This is a genomic window from Sphingobacterium sp. Ag1 (genome assembly GCF_000988325.1).
Taxonomy (GTDB): domain Bacteria; phylum Bacteroidota; class Bacteroidia; order Sphingobacteriales; family Sphingobacteriaceae; genus Sphingobacterium.
Genome location: NZ_LBGU01000039.1, coordinates 60,046 through 82,331, shown reverse-complemented (window position 1 = coordinate 82,331; position 22,286 = coordinate 60,046). Strand labels below are relative to the sequence as shown.

At 39.0% G+C, this 22,286-nt stretch carries 21 protein-coding genes; 16 read left to right on the top strand and 5 right to left on the bottom strand.

All coding sequences use genetic code 11. The annotated features are described in order from the left end of the window. The first annotated feature begins 1 nt into the window (after nt 1). From AAW12_RS13170 to AAW12_RS13140, 7 genes are all read left to right on the top strand, one after another. The gene (locus tag AAW12_RS13170) at nt 2–1,099 is read left to right on the top strand and encodes a mandelate racemase/muconate lactonizing enzyme family protein (protein ID WP_046674105.1); all 1,098 of its coding nucleotides are present in this window, start codon (nt 2–4) and stop codon (nt 1,097–1,099) included. Nucleotides 1,100–1,255: 156 nt separating this feature from the next. Then, complete coding sequence (locus tag AAW12_RS13165; RefSeq protein ID WP_046674104.1) at nt 1,256–1,564, top strand: hypothetical protein; 309 nt, start codon at nt 1,256–1,258, stop codon at nt 1,562–1,564. Nucleotides 1,565–1,807: 243 nt separating this feature from the next. Further along, complete coding sequence (locus AAW12_RS13160; RefSeq protein WP_046674103.1) at nt 1,808–2,824, top strand: hypothetical protein; 1,017 nt, start codon at nt 1,808–1,810, stop codon at nt 2,822–2,824. Next, nucleotides 2,725–3,810, top strand: coding sequence for an outer membrane beta-barrel family protein (locus tag AAW12_RS13155; RefSeq protein WP_084823167.1), 1,086 nt, complete (start codon nt 2,725–2,727; stop codon nt 3,808–3,810). The genes AAW12_RS13160 and AAW12_RS13155 overlap by 100 nt, the downstream gene beginning before the upstream one ends. A 140-nt stretch (nt 3,811–3,950) precedes the next feature. Further along, complete coding sequence (locus AAW12_RS13150; RefSeq protein ID WP_046674101.1) at nt 3,951–4,931, top strand: deoxyhypusine synthase family protein; 981 nt, start codon at nt 3,951–3,953, stop codon at nt 4,929–4,931. A 188-nt stretch (nt 4,932–5,119) separates the two neighbouring features. Continuing rightward, nucleotides 5,120–5,782: a hypothetical protein gene (locus AAW12_RS26665; protein WP_046674100.1), complete on the top strand. Its 663-nt coding sequence runs from the start codon at nt 5,120–5,122 to the stop codon at nt 5,780–5,782. A gap of 147 nt (nt 5,783–5,929) precedes the next feature. Further along, the gene (locus AAW12_RS13140; RefSeq protein WP_046674099.1) at nt 5,930–6,505 is read left to right on the top strand and encodes a non-canonical purine NTP diphosphatase; all 576 of its coding nucleotides are present in this window, start codon (nt 5,930–5,932) and stop codon (nt 6,503–6,505) included. A 158-nt stretch (nt 6,506–6,663) separates the two neighbouring features. Here AAW12_RS13140 and AAW12_RS13135 read toward each other — a convergent pair whose 3' ends face one another. Next, on the bottom strand, nt 6,664–9,192 hold the full coding sequence (locus AAW12_RS13135) for an OstA-like protein (RefSeq protein WP_197084032.1): 2,529 nt from the start codon (nt 9,190–9,192) through the stop codon (nt 6,664–6,666). Between the two features lie 99 nt (nt 9,193–9,291). On the opposite strand from AAW12_RS13135, the gene tilS reads away from it, so the two are divergent. The 5 genes from tilS (at nt 9,292) to AAW12_RS13110 (ending at nt 13,173) form a co-directional block, all read left to right on the top strand. Further along, nucleotides 9,292–10,623 carry a tRNA lysidine(34) synthetase TilS gene (gene tilS / locus AAW12_RS13130; protein WP_046674098.1) on the top strand — a complete coding sequence of 444 codons (1,332 nt, stop codon included), beginning with the start codon at nt 9,292–9,294 and terminating at the stop codon, nt 10,621–10,623. Between the two features lie 189 nt (nt 10,624–10,812). Next, nucleotides 10,813–11,307 (top strand): hypothetical protein, encoded by a 495-nt coding sequence (locus AAW12_RS13125; protein WP_046674097.1) that lies wholly within the window; start codon nt 10,813–10,815, stop codon nt 11,305–11,307. Between the two features lie 89 nt (nt 11,308–11,396). Beyond that, entirely contained in the window at nt 11,397–11,717 is a 321-nt protein-coding gene (locus AAW12_RS13120; RefSeq protein WP_046674096.1) for a DUF4834 family protein, read from the top strand. 33 nt (nt 11,718–11,750) lie between these two features. After that, nucleotides 11,751–12,854 carry a DNA replication/repair protein RecF gene (recF, locus tag AAW12_RS13115; protein WP_046674095.1) on the top strand — a complete coding sequence of 368 codons (1,104 nt, stop codon included), beginning with the start codon at nt 11,751–11,753 and terminating at the stop codon, nt 12,852–12,854. Beyond that, nucleotides 12,847–13,173: a DUF721 domain-containing protein gene (locus tag AAW12_RS13110; RefSeq protein WP_046674094.1), complete on the top strand. Its 327-nt coding sequence runs from the start codon at nt 12,847–12,849 to the stop codon at nt 13,171–13,173. The genes recF and AAW12_RS13110 overlap by 8 nt, the downstream gene beginning before the upstream one ends. Before the next feature lie 693 nt (nt 13,174–13,866). Here AAW12_RS13110 and AAW12_RS13105 read toward each other — a convergent pair. The 3 genes from AAW12_RS13105 to sucC form a co-directional block, all read right to left on the bottom strand. Then, complete coding sequence (locus AAW12_RS13105; RefSeq protein WP_046674093.1) at nt 13,867–14,487, bottom strand: L-threonylcarbamoyladenylate synthase; 621 nt, start codon at nt 14,485–14,487, stop codon at nt 13,867–13,869. 148 nt (nt 14,488–14,635) lie between these two features. Beyond that, the gene (asnS, locus tag AAW12_RS13100; protein WP_046674092.1) at nt 14,636–16,081 is read right to left on the bottom strand and encodes an asparagine--tRNA ligase; all 1,446 of its coding nucleotides are present in this window, start codon (nt 16,079–16,081) and stop codon (nt 14,636–14,638) included. A 324-nt stretch (nt 16,082–16,405) separates the two neighbouring features. After that, nucleotides 16,406–17,599, bottom strand: coding sequence for an ADP-forming succinate--CoA ligase subunit beta (sucC, locus tag AAW12_RS13095; protein ID WP_046674091.1), 1,194 nt, complete (start codon nt 17,597–17,599; stop codon nt 16,406–16,408). Between the two features lie 172 nt (nt 17,600–17,771). Between sucC and AAW12_RS13090 the strand changes: the two genes are divergently transcribed. From AAW12_RS13090 to AAW12_RS13075, 4 genes are all read left to right on the top strand, one after another. After that, the gene (locus tag AAW12_RS13090; RefSeq protein ID WP_197084035.1) at nt 17,772–18,422 is read left to right on the top strand and encodes an ABC transporter ATP-binding protein; all 651 of its coding nucleotides are present in this window, start codon (nt 17,772–17,774) and stop codon (nt 18,420–18,422) included. Between the two features lie 65 nt (nt 18,423–18,487). Beyond that, on the top strand, nt 18,488–18,967 hold the full coding sequence (locus AAW12_RS13085) for a hypothetical protein (protein ID WP_046674089.1): 480 nt from the start codon (nt 18,488–18,490) through the stop codon (nt 18,965–18,967). Nucleotides 18,968–19,044: 77 nt separating this feature from the next. Next, nucleotides 19,045–19,575: an HAD hydrolase-like protein gene (locus tag AAW12_RS13080; RefSeq protein ID WP_046674088.1), complete on the top strand. Its 531-nt coding sequence runs from the start codon at nt 19,045–19,047 to the stop codon at nt 19,573–19,575. A 127-nt stretch (nt 19,576–19,702) separates the two neighbouring features. Next, nucleotides 19,703–20,707: a LacI family DNA-binding transcriptional regulator gene (locus AAW12_RS13075; protein WP_053003671.1), complete on the top strand. Its 1,005-nt coding sequence runs from the start codon at nt 19,703–19,705 to the stop codon at nt 20,705–20,707. 82 nt (nt 20,708–20,789) lie between these two features. On the opposite strand, the gene lpdA is transcribed toward AAW12_RS13075, so the two are convergent. Continuing rightward, nucleotides 20,790–22,178, bottom strand: a complete 1,389-nt coding sequence (gene lpdA / locus AAW12_RS13070) for a dihydrolipoyl dehydrogenase (RefSeq protein WP_046674087.1) — start codon at nt 22,176–22,178, stop codon at nt 20,790–20,792. Nucleotides 22,179–22,286 lie beyond the last annotated feature (108 nt).

The window sequence follows — 22,286 nt, the reverse complement described above, 5'->3', positions numbered from 1 at the left end:
GATGAAAATAACTGAAATTGAAATTTATCGACTAAGCATTCCTATGGAACCTTTTGTTATCGCAACAGGGACGATGGATTATGCGCAAAATACTTTTATACGTATATATACAGATGCTAATGTATATGGTGTGGGCGAATGTTCTGCCTTTCCGATGATCGTAGGAGAAACACAAGATACTTGTTTAATTCTGGCACGGGATTTTGCAAAGATTTGGAAGGGGCGCGATCCTTTGGCTATAGAAGAGCGTTTGGCAGAATTGGACCTATATATCGCCGGTAACAAGACGATCAAATCAGCTTTTGATATGGCCTTGCATGATCTGGCGGCCAAACATGCTGGTCTGCCACTTTATCAATTTCTAAAGGGAGCGAAGCGAGAGATTACGACAGATATCACCTTGGGAATTGCGTCTCCAGAAGAGATGGCGTTGAAAGCAAAACGTTTACAGAGCGAAGGTGCGGTCATGTTGAAAGTTAAGTTGGGAAAGGATCCAAAAACAGATATTGCGCGTATACGTGAAATACGTAAGGCTATTGGATTCGAAATGCCTATTCGTGTTGATGCAAACCAAGGCTGGTCTTATGAGGAGGCATTAGAAGCATTACAGGGGTTGGAACCTTATAAGATACAATTTTGCGAGCAACCGATGCGTACATGGGACGACGAATATTTACCGCAATTGCGTGCAGAAACAATTGTTCCCGTGATGGCGGATGAATCCGTTTATTCTCACCATGATGCAGAGCGTCTCTGCAAAGCGGATGCTTGCGATTATATCAATATTAAATTCTCGAAATCAGGAGGCATACAGGAAGCTTTGAAAATTAATCATATTGCCGCGGAATACGGTATTACTTGTATGATCGGAGGGATGTTGGAATCTCGCTTGGCTTTAGCTGCTAAAGTACATTTCGCTTATGCAGCACCGAATGTTAAGTTTTTTGATCTGGACACCTGTATGGTTGGCCATCTGAAGGACCCTGTTATAGGTGGTATTCAATATGACGGATACAAAATACATATCTCAGACCAAATTGGAATCGGAGCAGATATGGAACAGACATTTTTAGATCAATGCGAGAAATGGATCATTTAAATTGAAAAAATATGAATAGTATGAATTGGGGAATAGGGATGCAAGAGATTGTTGTCCTAATTATTATCGTTATTTTTTTGGTAGCGGCATATCTGTTTTTCTCTAAGTTGCTGAAAAAGTAGGTTTTAATGACCTTTTTTTGATTGAGTTCCTTCTATGAACTTATTTTTCAGTGTAAAGAGCAAACAATCTCTTCCTATACGAATATTATATCAGTCGGGGGTTAGTCATACGATGCTAGAAGAGCTTAACCGCAAATTTGCGTTTAGTTTGGGCCAAATGTTGCAACAGAATGGACTGGCTGCGGGTACTCCAGCGATAAATACAAAGCTTGCAATTTTACGCGGTGCTAAAATACCGGCGCTTCTCCTTGAGCTGGATAACATCAATGCCATTGATAAAAACGTAAAACCTGAATTTATCCATAAACTAGCCCAGGCTATAGACCAAAGCTTTGAAGACTAAGCGCTAATTTTAGTAGATATCATGAAGTTTAGGATGCTTATAGGGTTATCCATGGCATTGCCATGTCTGTTATCGGCGCAAATAGTCCCCAGAACTAAACAGCAATTAACCGACAGCACGATGCTGCGAAATACTGGATCCGATTCAAGGAGGATAGATACAGTGCTTGTTGAGGGATCAGGGCCGCTCGAACAGCAACTTTTGGATCGGGTCCGTATTTGAACGGGCAGCAATCCCGTTTTATTGAATGGAAATACGTTGGCTGTTTTAAATGCCATTCCGAGTATACAGGTAGACGAATTGGGCAATTTTTCTTTACAGGGAAAAACGGGCGTGTTGATTACCGTCAACGGCAAGGAGACCTATCTCACCGGAACCTCTTTGATCGCCTATTTAAAATCTATCCCGGCAAGCTCTTTAGAGAGCATTGATCTCATGACCATTCCACTAGCAAAATGGAGTGCGGAAGGGGCTGGTGGAGTAATTGATATTCGTATCAAAAAGGATGTCCTGAAAGGTCTAACAGGAAATGTTTTTTTAGGAGCATCAAAAGGAAGGCTTTGGAAGTATAATAATGGCGTGGGGCTGCAGTATGGAATGAAGAAATGGACCTTAAACTCCAGTTTTTCCGTTGCACGCTCTTCGAATTATTTTGATGTTGACCGTAGGCGTGAACTTGCGTATCGTGAAAATGTTCATTATATGATCGGACAGCTGAATAAAGAGACAAATAGCACGCAGGAATTAAATGGTCGTTTGGGCATGAATTATCGAATCGACAAGCATTCGTCTATTGAATTGAACTGGAATTATCTTCGCAATAATTATGAGGAGATAGGCGTCTATCAAAATGATTTTTCAGCCGATGGAACATTGGAGCAATCCACTGCTTCAACTAGTAACCTGGGAAATCCGCTGTATAGAAATAGTATAAATCTTCACTATGATTTTGCTGGGGAAAATAAGGGTAAAGTGCTGCAGTTCGATGTTGATTATTTGCGGTACAGCAGTATTCGGAAACAGGACTTGAAGACAAAGACCATACCTTTTTTTTCTGACCAACAAGAGCAGCAGCAATTTTTGCGCTCAAATAACCCCTTCTCTGTTGACCTCTTTGGCTTCCGGGGGACGTTCAACGGAAACTTGATGGGCCCTTCTCTATGGAGGCAGGTTTTCAGGCGAATCGTTCTCAACGTCAATCGCATGGGCATTATCAAAAAGGAGAAAAAGAGTACGCATTGGCCGACGATGATAGCCTAGAAAATACGGTTAAACAAACCGAATACCTGGAAGCTGTTTATACGGATTTTCAGCTAAAACTTGCGCAATGGGAGATTAAATTAGGTGTACGTGCTGAATACACACAATTTCAGACGAAAATTGACTACATAAATCAAAATGCACATGGAAGAAATCAAATATTCAATCTATTCCCGACTGTATTTGGAATTTATCGAATGGCTAAAAATATGGATCAAGCGGTACAGCTAGGGTATGGACGAAGAATATCAAGACCTAATTATCAAGATTTAAACCCTTCGATTTTCTTTTTCGATCCAAGCACAAGCTATCAGGGGAATGCTCAGCTTTCCGCTCAATTGTCAGATAATATGGATCTTAAATATGGTCATGGTCAAAAATGGAATATTGGGATTTCTTTGATCAATCACCACAATTATATCTCCATGGTCCATCAGCTTAGTGCGCAAAATTATATGCAAACCTATCAGAATATTGCCGATGTTAAGAGTTCTGCTATCTCGATGAATATGGGAGGAAAAGCCATTGCTAAAAATATGATGCTTTATAGTTTCGGTCAGCTTCAATATATACATTATAAAAATTTCCCAACAGCGTTGAATGATCTTCTGATCGATCGGGGAATTTGGTCCTTTCAGACTAATTTAATGATGCAGTTAAATTTACCTTATCAGCTGACTGTAAATTGGACAAACTCATACAGGACTAATGTGCTTTATGCGCAGACCGTTATAAAACCTTTATATGAAATGCATCTGACGGTCAATAAGCAATTTTCGAATGCGTTAAGTCTTGCGCTGACAGCACGAGATCTGTTCCATAGCCGGGTTTTGAAAAGAGAGATTTTGGGACAGGGATTCAACATTTATTCTAAAACAGTGGTTGATTCAAGAACTATTGGCCTGAATTTTAACTATACATTTGGCCTTTATAAAAAGCAAAAGATCAAACAGACGTCGATTGAAGGAGAAGTGTCACGTTTATAAGCACAACTTAGGAATACCATTCTTTTTACATTTGTTAAAAAAATGTGGTCTATACGTGTTTTGAATCTCTATTGGGACGAAAATAGATTATATTCAGTACCTTTGTGGTACTTATTATTTTATAAAAGTTAGAAAATATCATGAGTACTCAAAAAGGACCTATTTCTCAATTTATTGAGCATAATTACCGTCACTTTAACGCAGCTGCATTAGTAGACGCTGCAAAAGGTTACGAGGAGCATCTGTTGGATGGTGGAAAAATGTTGATCTCTTTGGGAGGTGCAATGTCTACTGCCGAATTGGGTGTTTCTTTAGCAGAAATGATCCGTCAAGATAAAGTACACTTTATTTCTTGTACTGGTGCCAATTTGGAAGAGGACGTGATGAACCTTGTCGCACACTCACACTACAAAAGAATTCCGAATTATAGAGATTTGACAGCTGAGCAAGAAAGAGAGCTATTGGATAATCACTATAATCGTGTTACAGATACTTGTATTCCAGAAGAGGAAGCTTTTCGTCGTTTGCAGAAACATCTTGAAGATGTTTGGCATGCTGCTGAGGCTAAAGGTGAGCGTTACTTACCACATGAGTTTCTTTATCAGGTTGTTAACTCTGGTGTGTTGGAACAATATTATGAAATCGACCCAAAAGATTCTTGGATTGTTGCTGCTGCTGAGAAAAATTTACCAATTGTATGTCCGGGATGGGAAGATTCAACGACGGGTAATATCTTCGCTTCCAATGTGATCAAAGGTAAATTGAAAGCAAGTACAGTAAAATCGGGTATCGAATACATGATTTACTTGACAGAGTGGTACCGTAACAACTCCGCAGGTAAAGGTGTTGGATTTTTCCAAATCGCAGGTGGTATTTCTGGTGACTTCCCAATTTGTGTAGTTCCGATGATGTATCAAGATCTTGAATGGGAAGAAGTACCTTTTTGGGCTTATTTCTGTCAGATCTCTGATTCAACAACTTCGTATGGTTCTTACTCAGGCGCTGTTCCAAACGAGAAAATCACTTGGGGTAAATTAGATATTGATACACCTAAATTTATCGTAGAATCTGACGCGACAATCGTTGCGCCATTAATTTTCTCGTATATCTTAGGTCATTAATCTTTTTGACATACAGCAGGGGCTATCCAAAGGTTGGATAGCCCCTTTTTTATGAGATTTTATATTTGTTACCTGGCAGTATCGTTTCTAATGTTCCGTTCGCGAAAGGTTTGGCTTGACTTATTAGACGGCTTTTTTTTCTTTTCCCTTTTCTTCTTTATCTTTACTGGCTAATATTTCTTTTCTAGATGAGCAATCTTATAACAGATAATCCCGTTGCACTTCAGGCCTTAATGGATGAAACCATCTTTGGAAATGGTTTTGACTTTCAAGCCGATCTGTCTGTACATCCTATGCCGGAGGAGAACGGTACTCCAGTGCAGTCTGCTGGACCCACCTCATCTGCGAGGCAAGATACCTCCTATGTAGCGGTAGGATTAGGAGCAGAACAAAAAGCTGTAGGTATTGAACCTGAAAGGGGGCTTCCTGATGCTGTTAACGATCTTGAAGTGCGCGGTGGCGAATTTATCTATCAGGGGAATAAAGAAAAGGGGATACTTTTTATTTTGCGCTACGAGCAATATCCCTACTTTTCTCCCGCAGCATTGGACGCTTTTGAAAAAACAATTGGTGCTTTGAAATTGACTAAAGAGACCGTTGCGGTACTCAATTTGGCAAATCCCCATAATCCGAATGATTTTAAGCGCATTATGCAGTTTTTTCAACCGACTAAGATTATTTTGTTGGGTGTCGAACCGGCCTCGCTGAAATTACCTTTTATTGAACATAATTCCTATATGAAAGGCCGTATTGCAACGGTTTTTAATACGTTCAGTTTTGAAGAGATGTTTGTCGATGTGAATAAAAAGAAGCTGTTCTGGAACGAATTTAAGACCTTTATTGTTGCCTGATTTTTATCAGATACTTGTTCTGAATAAAAATTGGGGTTTAATGCTTATTTTTGGGGGCGTGACTTCATGGAAAGATAGTAACATACTCAAGGTGAGGAGCACTGTCAACAAAGAGAAAGAACAAACAAAAAGCTAAATTTGAAGAAGATGCTAGAACTTGTATTTGCAACCAATAATGCCCATAAGCTGGAAGAAGTCCAAGCGATCGTAGGAAATGCTTTTATCATTAAGAGTTTAAACGATATTGACTGTCAGGATGATATTCCAGAAACAGGAGTAACCTTTGAGGAAAATGCACAACAGAAAACAGACTATTTGGTTAATAAGTATGGTCTTTATTGTTTTGGTGATGACTCAGGTTTAGAGATAGACGCATTGAATGGCGAACCGGGAGTCTATTCAGCACGTTATTCGGGATCAAGGGATATGGAAAAGAATATTGATCTTGTCCTACAAAAATTAGGCGATAACCCCAATCGTACAGCGCGATTCAAAACAGTTATTTCATTGTATTTGAATGAGCAGCAGCACTTTTTTGAAGGCAGTATCGAGGGGAAAATTATTGAAGAACGTAGAGGTATTGATGGCTTTGGTTATGATCCCATTTTTATTCCGAATGGCTATGATAGGACGTTTGCAGAAATGACAGCGGCAGAAAAAAATAGCATTAGCCATCGAGCGATTGCTGTTGGTAAACTTGCTACATATTTAAAAACGAAATAGGTTAATAACTACCTCATTTGAGTTATAAATAGAAATTTTCATTTCTCTGAGCTAAGGGATGAGTGCGTCTGATACGATCAGGAGATAGCCTTAAATTAAAAAAGCAGCGCAAAACAAATTGTTTTGCGCTGCTTTTTTGTGCGAATCAGTATTGGCGGTTATTTAGCTTTTACTTTTGTTTGAATACTATCTTGAGCAGGTATTATCGTTGACTTACGACTTGTCGAGTCGGACTTCGCAGCTAGCTTGTCGGTTGCGGTCTTTACATTTGTTTTTTTAGCGTTAACTTTATCTGTTGTTTCGGATGGCTTAGCCATTTGGGTGACAGCGCTTGTCTTATTGTTTGCAGCGTCCACCTCATTTTCTTTCTCGGGCGTTTCGTTAGCACCGGCTTTCTTGTCGGCCCCTTTTTTCGGGGTAGCGGTTTTATCGCCTTTTTTGATAGATTTCATTGTTCCTGATTCTTCACTTTCCGGTGTAGCTGGGACAGTAAAGGATGTTTTTGACAGATCCCTTTTGCGATTCAATAAATCATTTTTCGATTTAGGTCTGTCTTCGGGACGCCAGGTGAAATTCGGAAGAAACTCCTTGTCGGCAGTGACTTCAGCAATAGGATAGACTTTTCCATCTACCTTCCGAATGGAAACATATTCCTTCAACTTATTATCTTCCATCAAGATCTTGAAACGACTGCTTCGATCATGGATAAGTTCCGTGGTTACGTTGGTCTTTTCATCAATATTGTAGAAGATATTTTCTGCGTTGCCATCGACAAATAGGCGTTCCATGCGGTTATTGGTGAAAAAGCTGGTAATTTTACGACCTTTAATCTGGTTAAATTTCAAGGAGTCGCTTGTTGCGTTTACCATGAAAGCGTTACCGACGAGTAGCGAATTGTCCAATTTCTGATTCTTAACCTGTAGGAATATGGTATCTCCGGAGATTTGTGAGTTTTCGGCCCACATCATTGGTTTTCCCATCAGTCTGAACATGGAGTCTTGCATGCCATAATACATAGAATCTGCTACAGCTTGCAGGTCTGATTTAAATAATCGGGCATTATAGTAGGCCTTTATAATCCGTGTTTTAGCCGTATCCTGGGCGAGGGAATCCCGTTTACCCTGTTGGGCATTTTTTAACGCTGCTCCCATCAGTTTATCGGATTCTCCACCTTTTGGGATGATCGCTTTTTTACGCAATACACTATCAGCCTTGAGGTTTTTTTCAATTTCTATCTTGTTTTGATCACCGACAATAGCTGTTGTTTTCTTTGGCACATTCGGCTTCTTATTTGTCAGGCTATCTTGTGCTTTCTTTATACCCTTTTCAATAACCGGTTTGCCAGTATCCTTTTTATGCAAGCTATCGATGCTTTTTTGAAGACCGTCCGCTCCGGTTTTTGAAGTGCCTGTAGAGTCAATCTGTAATGAAGTTGAATCTTTATCGCCATAATCGACCTCATTATCATCCTCAATAGCCCCACCTTCGCGATTCAGTTTAAAATCTCTTGCAACATAATCTCTGCGAAATATCATTTGCGAGAAGAGGGTGTCGGCTGTCATAAAAACAGAATCTACCTGTGAATCAGACTTGAGCGGTTGATTTTTGTTGTCTTTAATGTTTTTACCCGGATTTTCCTTTTCTTCCAGCACAACTTCCGATGTGCCTTTCTTTGGTTTGGGCTCATCTTGGTGTTGTTCTTTTACAATCTTCCTCACTTCTTTAGCTTCTTTTTTTAGCTCTTTCTCCGATTTTTGTTGGGCAGGAGACAAAGAAGATGCAGAATCTTGTTTTGTTGAATCTTTTTTGACAACTGAAATGATCAGTGGTTTGTCTGTCATTGTAATGGATTCGTTCCTGCCATTGTACAGACCAAATCCCCCATAGGCATAAAATTTGTCCAAGGTGTCAACGAAGACCACATTTTTTACGGCTTTACCGATGCCTACTTGTCTATCGTAGAAAAGGCTGTCTCCCTTAAGAAACTTTGTCCCTTCCGTATAGAGGTTGTTCTTAGAGAAATAAGCCTGACCCGTTGCCATATGGTATCGGCCTTTTTCAGTATACAGGTTTTCCCCTTTATTTCCTTTGATATTTGTGGGACCGTAGAAATCGGTAATGCGCGTATTACCATTATATTTCATGGAATCTGTGTAGACTTTTACATTGGTTGACCGGACTACAACTTTTTGGTTGAAATAGGATTCTCCTGTATTTTCGAAATAGGTAGCGCGCTGGCTGGTAATTGTATCGCTTCCTGATAGAATGCGCCCGCCGCTGTAATAATTGCCGATTTTACTTCGCATATTATAGACAAGATGATCGGTTGTCAGTACAGACCCGCTGGTACTGACCATGCGAACTGCTCCCGTAAGCGTAGCTAGTTGCATTGCCGCTTCGTAATGTAATTTATTGGAAAATATCTGTGTACCGTCGGGCTGCGTGATGATTACATTCCCAAAAGCTTCAAAAAATTGTCGGCCAATGTTGTCTTTATGTAAATAGCCACTATCTGATGATAGTGTGGAACCCACGTGTTCATAGACTGGACGGTAAAACAAAATATTGCCGTCTTTCCCAGTAATAATATGGGATGAAGAAAGAAGCTTTAGTTCATCCTGTTTCTGAGCTTGTACCGACAAGCCAGTTAAAATTAATACAATAAGTGTATAAATGTATTGTTTCACAAGGGCAAAAATATGGATTTTAATTGCTACTTTACTGGATTTCACAAATTTTAAGAGTTGAATTTATCATTCGGACAAAATATACCGTAACTTTGTTCTATGAATGTGTTGGAAAGACTAATGGGCTATATTGAAAAGGAGCATTTGTTGATGCCTCATGATAAAATATTGCTTACGGTAAGTGGGGGAAAGGACTCAATGTTAATGGCACATTTATTTACAAAAGCGGGGTATACTGTGGCCATTGCACATTGCAATTTTCAATTGAGAGGGAGTGAATCTGAGGAGGATGAAGCTTTAGTTCGGAAATTTGCAGTGGAAAATAGTGTTCCAATATATGTGAAACACTTTGATACGAAAGCTTACGCTAAGGAGCATCAGATTTCGATTCAGATGGCGGCCAGGGAACTTCGTTATGCTTGGTTTGAGAAATTGCGCCATGAACTGCAGTTCGATCGAATTGCAGTAGCTCAGCATCTGAACGATCATATCGAAACGGTACTCCTGAACCTTTCACGTGGAACTGGTCTCCAAGGTCTCCAGGGTATTTTCCCTATCCGGGAACGCATCATTCGGCCGCTACTTTTTCTGAAGGCAAGCGAAATTGAACATTTTGTTAAGATGTATGGGATTGCCTATCGAGACGATCAATCCAACTTTTCAACAAAATATGCGCGTAATAAGATTAGGATTGATATCATCCCACATTTTAAAAAACTTCAGCCAGATTTTGAAACGGTTTTCGAGCAGAATATCAATCATTTTAAAGAGTCCTACCAGCTGCTGCAACAATTTGTGGAGCCTATTCGGAAAAAACTGTTTTACCCTATAGACGAGGGTTGGGGAGTTCGGAAAGAAGATCTGGAACCCTATATGGATAATTTACCTTTGCTCTATGAGTTGTTTTCGGCTTTTAATTTTTCAAAGGCGGTGCTAAGTGATCTCCAATATGCATGGGTGAGGGAATCGGGACGAATTTTCCAATCCGATTGTTACCATATGCTTTTGGATAGAAACGAACTTTTTATTCGGGAAAAGGAATTTATATCTCCCGATGAAGCTTTAATCACCTCCGAAACGTCGACTGTGGAGTGGAAACAATACTGTTTTCATGCCCATATTTCTACGGATATAGCTATTGTTAAATCGCGTGATGTCGCGAAGTTGGACTATGATTTATTGGTTTTTCCACTCACGATCCGATCATGGAAAGTTGGAGATTGCTTTTATCCTTTAGGTATGGAAGGACGTAAGAAGCTCAGTGATTTTTTTATCAATAAAAAGATCAGCTTATTCGAAAAGGAAAATATTCCGATCCTTGTCAATGGAAACGGAGATATCCTTTGGGTGGCCAATTATCGCATGGACAATCGTTATAAAATTACCGCCAATACAAAAAAAGTCCTTACTTTAGTTTGTGGAATTGATTAGCAGGAAAATGACTGATGCTAATCAGCGCGAAGGGTCTCTGTTTAGAGAAGCATGCCATATGGTTGATAGTTCATACGATGGGGCCTGGAGGTGATAAAATCTATAGCAGTAAAAACGAAGTTATTGAGGAGCTCAACTATTAGAAAACAATGGTGCGAGGCTCCACATGCATAGCTAAATCTTAAATAAATGAAACAAGGTGTACTCTATTCGGAAAATCAATATTTAGGTCGTGATCGGGTTTGGATAAGCGTGCGTTTGGTGCTCGTGCTTTTTTGCTTTACGGCATTTTATCTGAATTTGGATCACCTGATATCCAGTCAGTTGTTCTTTATTGTAGGAGTAGGCATTATCATCACGTCCATCGTCATGATGTATATGGTATTATTTCGTACGGAAGTATTTCAAGATCATGTTCTCATCAGTGGACTTTGGTCTACCCGGGTCGTCAAAATTGATCTTGCCTCTATTACTAAGATTGAAAAGGCGCCTTATAGTACCTTCTTTTTCAATAATCCAGTTTACAATCTGCACACAAAAGGAAAGATCAAATTCTTTGCTGGTGGTAAAAATGCTGTTTTTTTAACGGATAAAGATGGTTTAACCTATGTGTTGGGAACACAGCGTCAGGAAGAGCTCTACCGAATTATTATGGAAGCAAAAGGGCGATTAGGAAAGTCTTAAAATTTGTTAATAAATTCTTATCTGACATTTTAAAGACAACAGTTTATCGAGTTATTGGTTAAATTTGAGAAAATAGCAACGAATTAACTATGGCATTTTTAAAATTTATACTTATTACATTCGCTGTTTACTTTGTAATAAGATTCTTATTTAGATTATTTTTACCATTTGCAATGCGTAAAGCGGCTGAGAAGTTGATGAAAAAAGCGCAGCAGCAGGGTGGAACATACGGTAGTCAAGGATCAGGCGGTACATTTTATTATGAATTTAATGGTCAGGGACAACAGGAAAGTAAAAAATCTCAGCCCGAAGGAAAGGTACATGTCGATTATATTCCACCGAAAGAAAGCCCTGACCGCAAAGGGACCGAAACCGCTGGTGAGTTTGTGGATTTTGAGGAAATAAAATAATTTTTAGCAATCCAAATAGCGTATCTTTGTGCTATGTGGCTGAAGCAACTTTCTGTTCTAAATTTCAAGAATTACTCGGAATCATCTTTGGAATTTCTTCCCGAGGTAAATGCGTTTACAGGCAATAATGGTGTTGGTAAAACCAATCTTTTGGATGCAATTCACTATTTATCACTCTGCAAAAGTTATTTTAATCCAATTGATTCGCAGCATATTAAATCAGGCAATGACTGGTTTATGGTACAGGGCGAATTTGATAAAGAATCAATTAGTGATTTCATTTCTTGCAGCCTAAAAAAAAATCAGAAAAAACAATTTAAAAAAAATAAGAAGGATTATCCCCGATTGGCTGATCATATCGGATTATTTCCTTTGGTCATGATATCCCCAAATGATAGTATCATTGTAACAGATGGGAGTGAGGAGCGGAGAAAGTTTGTGGATAACGTGATTTCCCAAACAGACAATAAATATCTAGATACCCTAATTATCTATAATAAGTTTTTAGCTCAACGTAATAGCCTCCTTAAACAAGCGCGTCAAACCAGTGTATTAGATCTTGGCCTAATCGAAATTCTCAATTTTCAACTTGAAGAAGTAGGAAATATTATTTTCCATAAAAGGAGGTCTTTTATGGAAGAGTTTCAGCCCGAGTTTGACCGACACTATCAGTTCCTTACCGAGGATGCAGAGTCGGTACAATTACACTATGAGTCCCCTTTAATGACTGAGTCTTTTCTTACTATTTTGGAGAAGAATTTGGAACGTGACCGTATCCTGGAACGTACGACTCAGGGAATACATAAGGATGATCTGATCTTTACGATCCATGGTGGAATGCCTTTAAAGAAGTTTGGTTCTCAGGGCCAGCAAAAATCTTTTCTAATTGCGCTAAAACTTGCACAGTATTCTTATTTGCAGCAGAAAAAGGGGTTTAAACCTTTACTTCTTTTGGATGATATCTTTGATAAGCTTGACGATCGCCGAACACATAAATTGATGCAGATGGTTTCGGAAGATGACTTTGGCCAAATTTTTCTGACCGATACGGATTCGACACGAATTCAAAGAATCTTTGATGAAATCAACCGTCCCGTTCGTATATTTGATATTGAAGGAGGACAAGTCAATGTATAAGAAGCAAGTTAAAAAGAGCCTGGAATTTATTCGTTCAAGCGACGATATGACAATTAAGGAAGGGATTGAACGTCTTTTGGAGGCATACAAACTGCGAAGGAAATTTGATGAGACCTCGATCGCATCGGTGTGGCCCCAGTTGATCGGGAAAGCTATTGCTAATCGCACCCAACAGCTCTATGTCCGCGATAAAAAACTGTTTGTACGTGTGGAGTCTGCCGTTATTAAGAATGAATTGGCGCTGATGCGCAGACAAATCCTAGGGCGGGTAAATGAATATGTAGGTCACGTCATTATTGAGGAAGTTGTGATTTTATAAAACCTCCTTTCATGTTAGAGCAACTCTTTTAAGATTTTTTTCCTACATCTGGGCTAGTGCCTTAAAACTTTTCTCAAACTTCGAGCGTATTGGATTAAAAGAGTATTCTCATTGACGCGACAGCAGAAGAGGTATGGAGCCCAACTATCAAACAGTTTGAAAAGCAACCGGTCGGAAATGCATAGGTTAGATTTGTCCAAGGTGAATTGTTTTGGATTGTTTTTTCCTTTTCTAGGAAAACTACTTATAGAAACAAAGCGCAGATATGGCCTTTTCAACATAGCGATAAAAAGACGGATAGCATATAGTTCTTAACTTTCCACAGGGATCTGTTAGTATAGTATTTTTATAAACACGCTATTTAACAAATTTGTCGATAACCGCTTACTTATACACATTTTTGTGTGTATAACCCCTTGGTTTTGCACATTTTGTCATTTTTTAGAAACCTTACACTTTGTGTTATTAACAATTCTATGTTGATAAGTGGTTACTTGTACACATTTTATGTTAATGTGCATAGGCCATTAAGCTACTTATTAACATTTTCTGTGTTAATAAGTAGCTTATTTTGTTAATAAGTATATTGACGGGAGTAGTTTATGCACAAATTACCAACAATGTTGTTGGAGGAGATTTTGAAACTTAGTTAAGAAACTTAGTTCATATGGGGAATTCCCAGAAAATTGGTTTTTATAGGAATTGCTCCAAGTCACCTTTTCCTTCACGAATAACATCAAAAGTTCCTTCTGTAAGGTCAACCACGGTAGATGCGACATTATCGCCATAACCGCCATCTATAACAGCATCAACTAGATCTTCGTATTTTTCGTGAATTAATTCTGGATCAGTAGAATATTCAATAATTTCATCTTCATCGTGAATGGAGGCTGTCACAATAGGGTTGCCTAATTGTCTGACAATTTCACGAACAATATTATTGTCTGGAACACGGATACCCACGGTCTTCTTTTTGGAACTTAGGAGCTTAGGGACTTTAGTTGTTGCGTTAAAAATAAAAGTAAAAGGTCCTGGCAATGCTTTTTTCAATACACGGAATACGGAGGTATCGAAGGATTTTGTGTACTGCGAAATATCTGTTAAATCATAGCAGATAAATGATAGGTTCGCCTTTTCTGGTTTTAGCCCCCTAATTTCACATACGCGTTCTATGGCTTTTTGTTGCGTGATATCACAGCCAATACCGTATACGGTATCGGTAGGGTAGATAATTACACCACCACGGCGAAGAATATCAACCGCCTGTTCTATTGCCCTGGGATTGGGGTTATCGTTATATATCTTAATGAGCATTTTTATTTTTGTTAAGCACCTGAATTAGGTCTAATCTCAGGCCCTATTGTAGGATGTCAATAGGGCAATGGTTATTATCTGCATTCAGATACGTTATATATAAAAGAACAACAGCCAAAATATTTTGTTTTGGCTGTTGTTCTTTATATTAAAATTCTGCGTTTTTCGGCGTACGTGGGAATGGAATGACGTCGCGAATATTGGTCATTCCCGTTGTGAACAAAACGAGGCGTTCGAAACCTACACCAAATCCTGAATGTGGTACTGAACCAAAGCGTCGTGTATCCAAGAACCACTCCATTTCTTCTGCAGGAATACCAACTTCGGCCATGCGATCGAGTAAACGGTCAAGATTTTCTTCACGCTGTGAACCACCGACCATTTCACCAATACCTGGGAAAAGAATATCCATGGCACGGACGGTGTTTCTTCCTTGCGCATCTGGCTCATTTTGCTTCATATAGAAGGACTTGATTTCGCGTGGATAGTCTGTTAAGATGACAGGTTTCTTGAAGTGTTTTTCCACCAAATAGCGTTCGTGTTCCGATTGTAAATCAGCTCCCCAATCATCAATTAAATATTTGAATTGTTTCTTTTGGTTTGGTTTGCTACGCTTTAATATTTCAACAGCATCTGTATAAGTAACGCGCTCAAAATCGTTTGTTAATACGAAGTTTAATTTCTCAACAAGATTTAATTCTGAGCGTTCTGTAGCTGGTTTAGATTTCTCTTCTTCCAGCAAACGATTTTTTAGGAACTCGATTTCTTCCGGACAGGTTTCCAAAGCGTATTTGATGACATATTTCAGCAAAGCTTCGGCCAGATCCATATTGTCTTCCAATTCATAGAAAGCCATTTCTGGTTCGATCATCCAAAATTCGGCTAAGTGACGTGTTGTATTTGAGTTTTCCGCTCTAAATGTTGGGCCGAACGTATAGATGTTTCCAAAGGCCATAGCGCCAAGTTCCCCTTCCAATTGGCCCGATACAGTTAGGTTCGTCGATTTTCCAAAGAAGTCTTCTTTGAAATCGATATCTCCATTTTCTTTGCGTGGCGGGTTGTTTAAATCCAAGGTTGTAACCTGAAACATTTCTCCAGCGCCTTCCGCATCCGAACCTGTGATGATCGGTGTATGCATATAGACAAAGTCATTTTCCTGAAAAAACTTGTGTACCGCAAATGCCAATGCATTGCGTACTTTGAATACCGCATTGAATGTGCCAGTACGGAAACGTAAATGCGCAATTTCACGTAAAAATTCTAAGCTATGCTTTTTGGGTTGTAATGGATATTTTTCGGGGTCAGAGTCGCCAATAATACTTACTTCAGTAGCTTTAACCTCAACTTTTTGCCCTTTACCGAGTGATTCTATCAATTGACCTTTTACGCGAACTGCTGCTCCAGTGGTGATCCGTTTTAAGATATCTTCAGGTGTATTTTCAAAATCGACAACTGCTTGAATATTATTGATTGACGAACCGTCATTGATTGCTATAAACTGATTGTTACGGAAAGTTCTTACCCAACCTTTAACAACGACCTCTTTGCCAAATTCTGTGGCATTCAATAGTTCCTTTATTCTTGTGTGTTCCATCTTAATTTTTGGAGATTGACTTGTAAAAGATGCTTTGTTAGAAAAGCAATACAAAAATAAGCTATTCTGTTGGTTTATTGGTTATAAATGTTGATTTAATTCGCTTGAAGATGGTTCACTAATATGCAAAAGGAAAATATATTTTGAAATGAAGATGGGTGAAAATGGAAAGCAGGGGAAACGACGCATAGCTCACTTTGATAGGGCGTATGAGGAATCGGTAAGAGGCGTCCTTTTTATTGTTGTGGCCAACGGAAACAGCAGGTAAAAATAAAAAACGCGGACTATCATTAATCCGCGTTTTCGTTATGATGATTAAAGGAATTAACCTTTCAATACTTTCGTTACCAATTCGGCAGCTTCTTTCAATAAGATTGCAGAATAAACTTGTAAACCGGACTCATCAATTAATTTTTTCGCTTCTTCAGCATTCGTACCTTGAAGGCGAACGATGATTGGAACAGGAATGTTACCGATTTCGCTGTAAGCGTCAATTACACCTTGGGCAACGCGGTCACAACGAACAATACCACCGAAGATATTAATTAAGATCGCTTTTACGTTAGGGTCTTTTAAAATAATGTTGAAACCAGCTTTTACCGTCTCAGCATTTGCAGTACCACCTACGTCCAAGAAATTTGCAGGCTCACCACCAGCTAATTTGATGATATCCATTGTAGCCATTGCTAAACCAGCACCATTTACCATACAACCTACGTTACCATCTAATTTAACGTAGTTTAGGTTTGATTCACCAGCTTCAACTTCCGTTGGATCTTCCTCAGTTACGTCACGCATAGCAGCGTAATCTGGGTGACGGTACAATGCGTTCTCATCAAGATTTACTTTCGCATCAACTGCTAAGATCTTGTCGTCTGAAGTTTTCAATACCGGATTGATCTCAAACATGGAAGAGTCTGTAGAATCGTATGCTTTGTAAAGAGCGGCAACAAATTTTACCATTTCTTTGTGTGCTGCACCAGAAAGACCAAGATTGAAAGCAATTTTACGTGCTTGGAATCCTTGTAAGCCTACTTTTGGATCGATTTCTTCTTTGAAAATCAAGTGCGGTGTTTTTTCTGCAACTTCTTCGATGTCCATACCACCTTCTGTAGAGTACATAACGATGTTACGTCCCTTAGCACGGTCCAATAATACAGACATGTAGAATTCTTTTGTTTCGCTCTCGCCTGGATAGTAAACGTCTTGGGCTACCAAAACTTTGTTTACTTTTTTACCTTCAGGTCCAGTTTGAGGCGTTACTAATTGCATACCAATGATGTCAGTTGCTCTTTGTTTGACTTCATCTAAGTTCTTAGCTAACTTGACACCACCACCTTTACCACGGCCACCAGCGTGAATTTGAGCTTTGACAACAACCCAATCCGAATTGTAGTCTTCTTTCATTTTTTTAGCCGCTTCCACAGCTTGCTCTGGAGTATCTGCTACGATACCTTCCTGTACGCGCACACCAAAGCTCTTTAGTATTTGTTTTCCTTGATATTCGTGAATGTTCATTTGCAAAAATATTTGGCGTAAAAATATAATTTTTTGGGGGATAAGACAAGGGATAAATTGCTCTTTTATCTATTTTTTGACATTTAGACAAAATAAAATGGCCGGAATAGAGAAATAACAGCTTATTTATTCAAACTCGTGGTATCGTAAATTTATTTATCTTTGCCCTATGATGTTACATGCCAAAGGAATTCACAAAGCTTATGGATCACTACCTATTTTGAAAGGTGTTGATATCGCCGTTGAAAAGGGGGAAATCGTCAGTATTGTCGGTGCTTCAGGAGCTGGTAAAAGTACACTATTGCACATCATTGGCACCTTGGATAAACCTGATCAAGGCTCGGTGTCTATAAATGGAATTGATGTTCAAAAATTGAATGCTAAAAAGCTGAGTGCGTTCCGTAATGAGCATATAGGCTTTGTTTTTCAATTTCACCATCTATTGCCTGAATTTACGGCCTTGGAAAATGTATGTATTCCGGCTTTTATTCAAGGAAAGGGGCGGTCCGAGGCAGAGGCTAAAGCAAAGGAATTACTTGAATTATTGGGCGTTTCGCATCGAATTGACCACAAACCTGCGGAAATGTCCGGCGGCGAACAGCAACGCGTTTCTGTGGCGCGTGCTTTAATCAATGATCCCTCCATTATTTTAGCAGATGAACCCTCAGGTAATCTTGATTCAGAGAATGCAGCAGCTTTACATCAATTGTTTTTTGATCTTAGGCATAAATTTCAACAGACATTTATTATCGTTACTCATAATGAGGAACTCGCTCGAATTTCCGACCGAACAATCCATATGCGCGACGGGCTAGTCATTTAGCAGATCCAAAATACCTTAAAATATCAAATTGTCCTTAAATAATTTAGGCTATAACTATATTTTTAATGAAGAAAATACTCATAACTTTCGGAACCAGGCCTTTGGCGATGCGTATCGCTAAAAGACTTGGAGCTGATTTCGAAATATTATATGCCAGTTCAGAAGACATTCCCGAATTGCTTTTAGCATCCGGAAAATACACCAAAATTCCAAAAGGTCTTCTTCCTACTTTTGCTCATGAGATACTCAAATTAAGTTTAGACCAAGAGGTTGATTATCTGTTGCCTTTGGGTGGTTTTGAGCTGGAACCATTGTCTACTGCGAAAGTTTTATTTGAGGAATATCAGATATCCGTTCTTGTCCCAGATAAACAGCTGCTTGAAACTATTCCCGTTCTAGAAAACCCACCCGCTGACTTGCCATATAGACTCCTTTCAAAGGGTACGAATTTATTGGATTCGACGAGATTTGAGAGACCGTTGGATGGATTGTTTGTCGCCTCGGATTCAGGCGAAGACTTAGCGCTAATCTGTGTGTCCAAATAGAATCTTATTGTTGTGGCCAGTGTTATTAAGGTTTTAACGATGTCGACACAACCCTTAATTTTAAGCTTTTACTTATCATGATGTTTCCAGAAGATAAAAAGGTCTATGTCTTTGAATTAGATGATGTAATCTTTCCTAAAAAAGATTACTTACTTCAAGTATATTATCTTTTTGCTAATTTTATAGAATTTACAGAGACTGTTCCGGCCCAAGCTGATTTGGTGCAATTTATGAAAAATCACCTCGAACATCAAGGTGAACATTTATTATTCGAACATGCACAGCAGGCTTTTGGGTTTGATCCGAAGTATAAAGAGAACTTCGAGCGGCTCCATGTGAATGCAATTTTGCCGCTACGCTTACATTTATTTGATCATATTAATACGCTGTTTAAGCAGTTGAAAGCCGCGGATAAACAGGTTTGTATCTTAACGAAAGGAAATCCGCTAGAACAACTTAATAAAGTGAAATTTGTAGACTGGGGCGAGTATGGGAATGCGTTAAAAATTTACTTCTTGGATGAACTCGTTTTTAAGGGAATCGAACCTTTGGAGTTCCTTGCGGATGAGTTTGCAGTAGAAGCTACCGCAATTCAATTTGTAGACTAAGCTTACAGTAAGTATCTTTGTTTAATCTACCAACAATAGTTGTCATTAAAGTCATCGTCAATATTGTTGAGAAAAAATTATGATTAGGGATATAAAAGCCCTATTTTTATGTAAAGCCCTTGGATTTATGAATAAAGTGAACAAGCCCGCCACGATTAAAGAAATTGCCAAGAAGCTCAAAATCAGTCCTTCGACAGTTTCTAGAGCATTGAATGATCATCCAAGTATTGGATTGGTAACAACAATGCGGGTTAAAAAAATGGCCGAAGAATTGAATTACGAACCCAATCAAACGGCGATATTCTTCAAGCAGCGTAAAACATTTACGATTGCCGTCATCTTACCGAGTTTGTCTGAACCATTTTTTTCTTTCGCTATCAGTGAAATTGAAAATGTCGCATCCGAGCATCGATATACTGTACTGATGGGACAATCATTGGATGACCCTGATCGTGAAGAACAGATCTTAAAGACATTTAAAAACCATCGCGTCGATGGTATTTTGATGTCTATAGGTAAAAAAACGACCAATTTGGAGTTTATTGAAAAATTGGAAGCGTCCGGTATCCCTATTGTTTTCTTTGATTGTGTGCCAAGTTTACCAAATATCAATAAAGTACAAAGCGATCTTTCTACGGGTATGAATGAAGCTGTGGATGCTTTCGTCGCACGTGGTCATAAAGTGATTGCACTTGTGAATGGACCGAAAACATTACCAGCAAGTGAAGATAGAAAGGTGGCTTATCTATCGGCTATGAAAAGGAATGGAATGGACATCCTGGAAAAGAATATCATCGAAACGGATTTAAGTACGGAGGGAAATGAGAAAGCCATGGATCATATATTCGCAATGTCGGAGCGACCTTCTGCCATTATATCTTTTAATGACTTTGTTACACTTGATTTGATGAAGGCAGCCAGACAAAAAGGCCTTGTCTTAAACCAGGATATCTTCTTTATCAGCTATGCAAATTATCCTTTATGGCAATATATGGAAAATCCACCAATGGGGCGCATTGAACAATTCCCTGGAATGCAGGCACGTAAAGCGGCTGAAATTTTATTTGATCGCATTGACAATACCGAAATTGTCGATCAACAGATTGTCTTTAAGTCGAGATTGGTTATGTAAACGCTGTTGCTCATTCGATAATAAAACTAAAAAGGGGAAAATCGTTAGATTTTCCCCTTTTTAGTTTTATATTGTTTCAATACTATAAGTGAATAACTTCACCGTAAGCATCAGCACAAGCTTCCATAATTGCTTCACTCATTGTTGGGTGAGGATGGATCGTTTTAATCATTTCATGCCCCGTTGTTTCCAATTTACGGGCAACAACAACTTCTGCAATCATCTCGGTCACATTGGCTCCGATCAGGTGTGCGCCTAGAAACTCACCATATTTAGCGTCAAAGATAACTTTAACAAAGCCATCTTTGGCACCAGCAGCTGAAGCTTTTCCTGAAGCTGAGAATGGGAATTTACCAACTTTAATTTCATAGCCGGCTTCTTTTGCCGCTTTTTCGGTATAGCCTACAGAAGCAATTTCTGGGGAGCAATAGGTACAGCCTGGGATATTATTGTAGTCAATAGGTTCAACATGTAGCCCTTTGATTTTTTCAACACAAGTGATCCCTTCTGCTGAGGCAACGTGAGCCAAGGCTTGGCCTTTAACGATGTCACCGATAGCATATACACCTTCGATGTTAGTTTTGTAGAAATCATCCACAACAACACGGCCGCGATCGGTTTTTACACCAACCTCTTCCAAGCCGATATTTTCGATATTTGGAGCGATACCAACCGCAGATAATACAACCTCTGCTTCGATAACTTCAATGCCTTTTTCTGTTTTGATCGAAACTTTACTCAACTCAGCTGTTGTGTCAACCGATTGAACTTCAGATTTCGTTAAGATGTTAATACCTTGTTTCTTTAAACTTTTCTCTAATTGTTTTGAAATTTCTTCATCTTCAACAGGAACAATTCTATCCATAAATTCCACGATCGTTACTTTTGTTCCGATTGCGTTGTAGAAATAAGCGAATTCAACACCGATGGCACCAGAACCTACAACAACTAAAGATTTTGGTTGTTTAGGAAGTGTCATTGCTTGACGGTAGCCGATGATTTTTTTACCATCTTGCGGTAAATTAGGCAATTCACGTGAACGTGCACCCGTCGCTAGGATGGTATGTTTTGCCGAATATTCTTTCGTAGAACCGTCTGCTCCTTTCACATCGATTTTACCACCTTTTTTAATTTTTGCAGTTCCATTGATAACATCGATTTTATTCTTTTTCATCAAGAACTGAATACCTTTACTCATTCCTTCAGCAACCCCGCGACTTCTTTTGACAATAGCGTCAAAATCGGCCTCACCACCTTGAACATTGATGCCGTAATCAGCGGCATGGTTTAAATATTCAAATACCTGAGCACTTTTCAATAATGCTTTTGTAGGGATACAGCCCCAGTTTAGACAGATTCCGCCTAATGATTCGCGTTCAATAATCGCTGTTTTGAACCCTAACTGAGCGGCTCTAATGGCAGCAACATACCCGCCTGGACCACTACCGATTACAATGATGTCGTAATTCATATAAATAAATATTCTGTAGTTGAGTGTTATAGCTTCAAATACCAAAATATACGAAGCATATATTCATTCAAAAGTACGCATTTTTTCTGATGAATCTGAACTATTTAT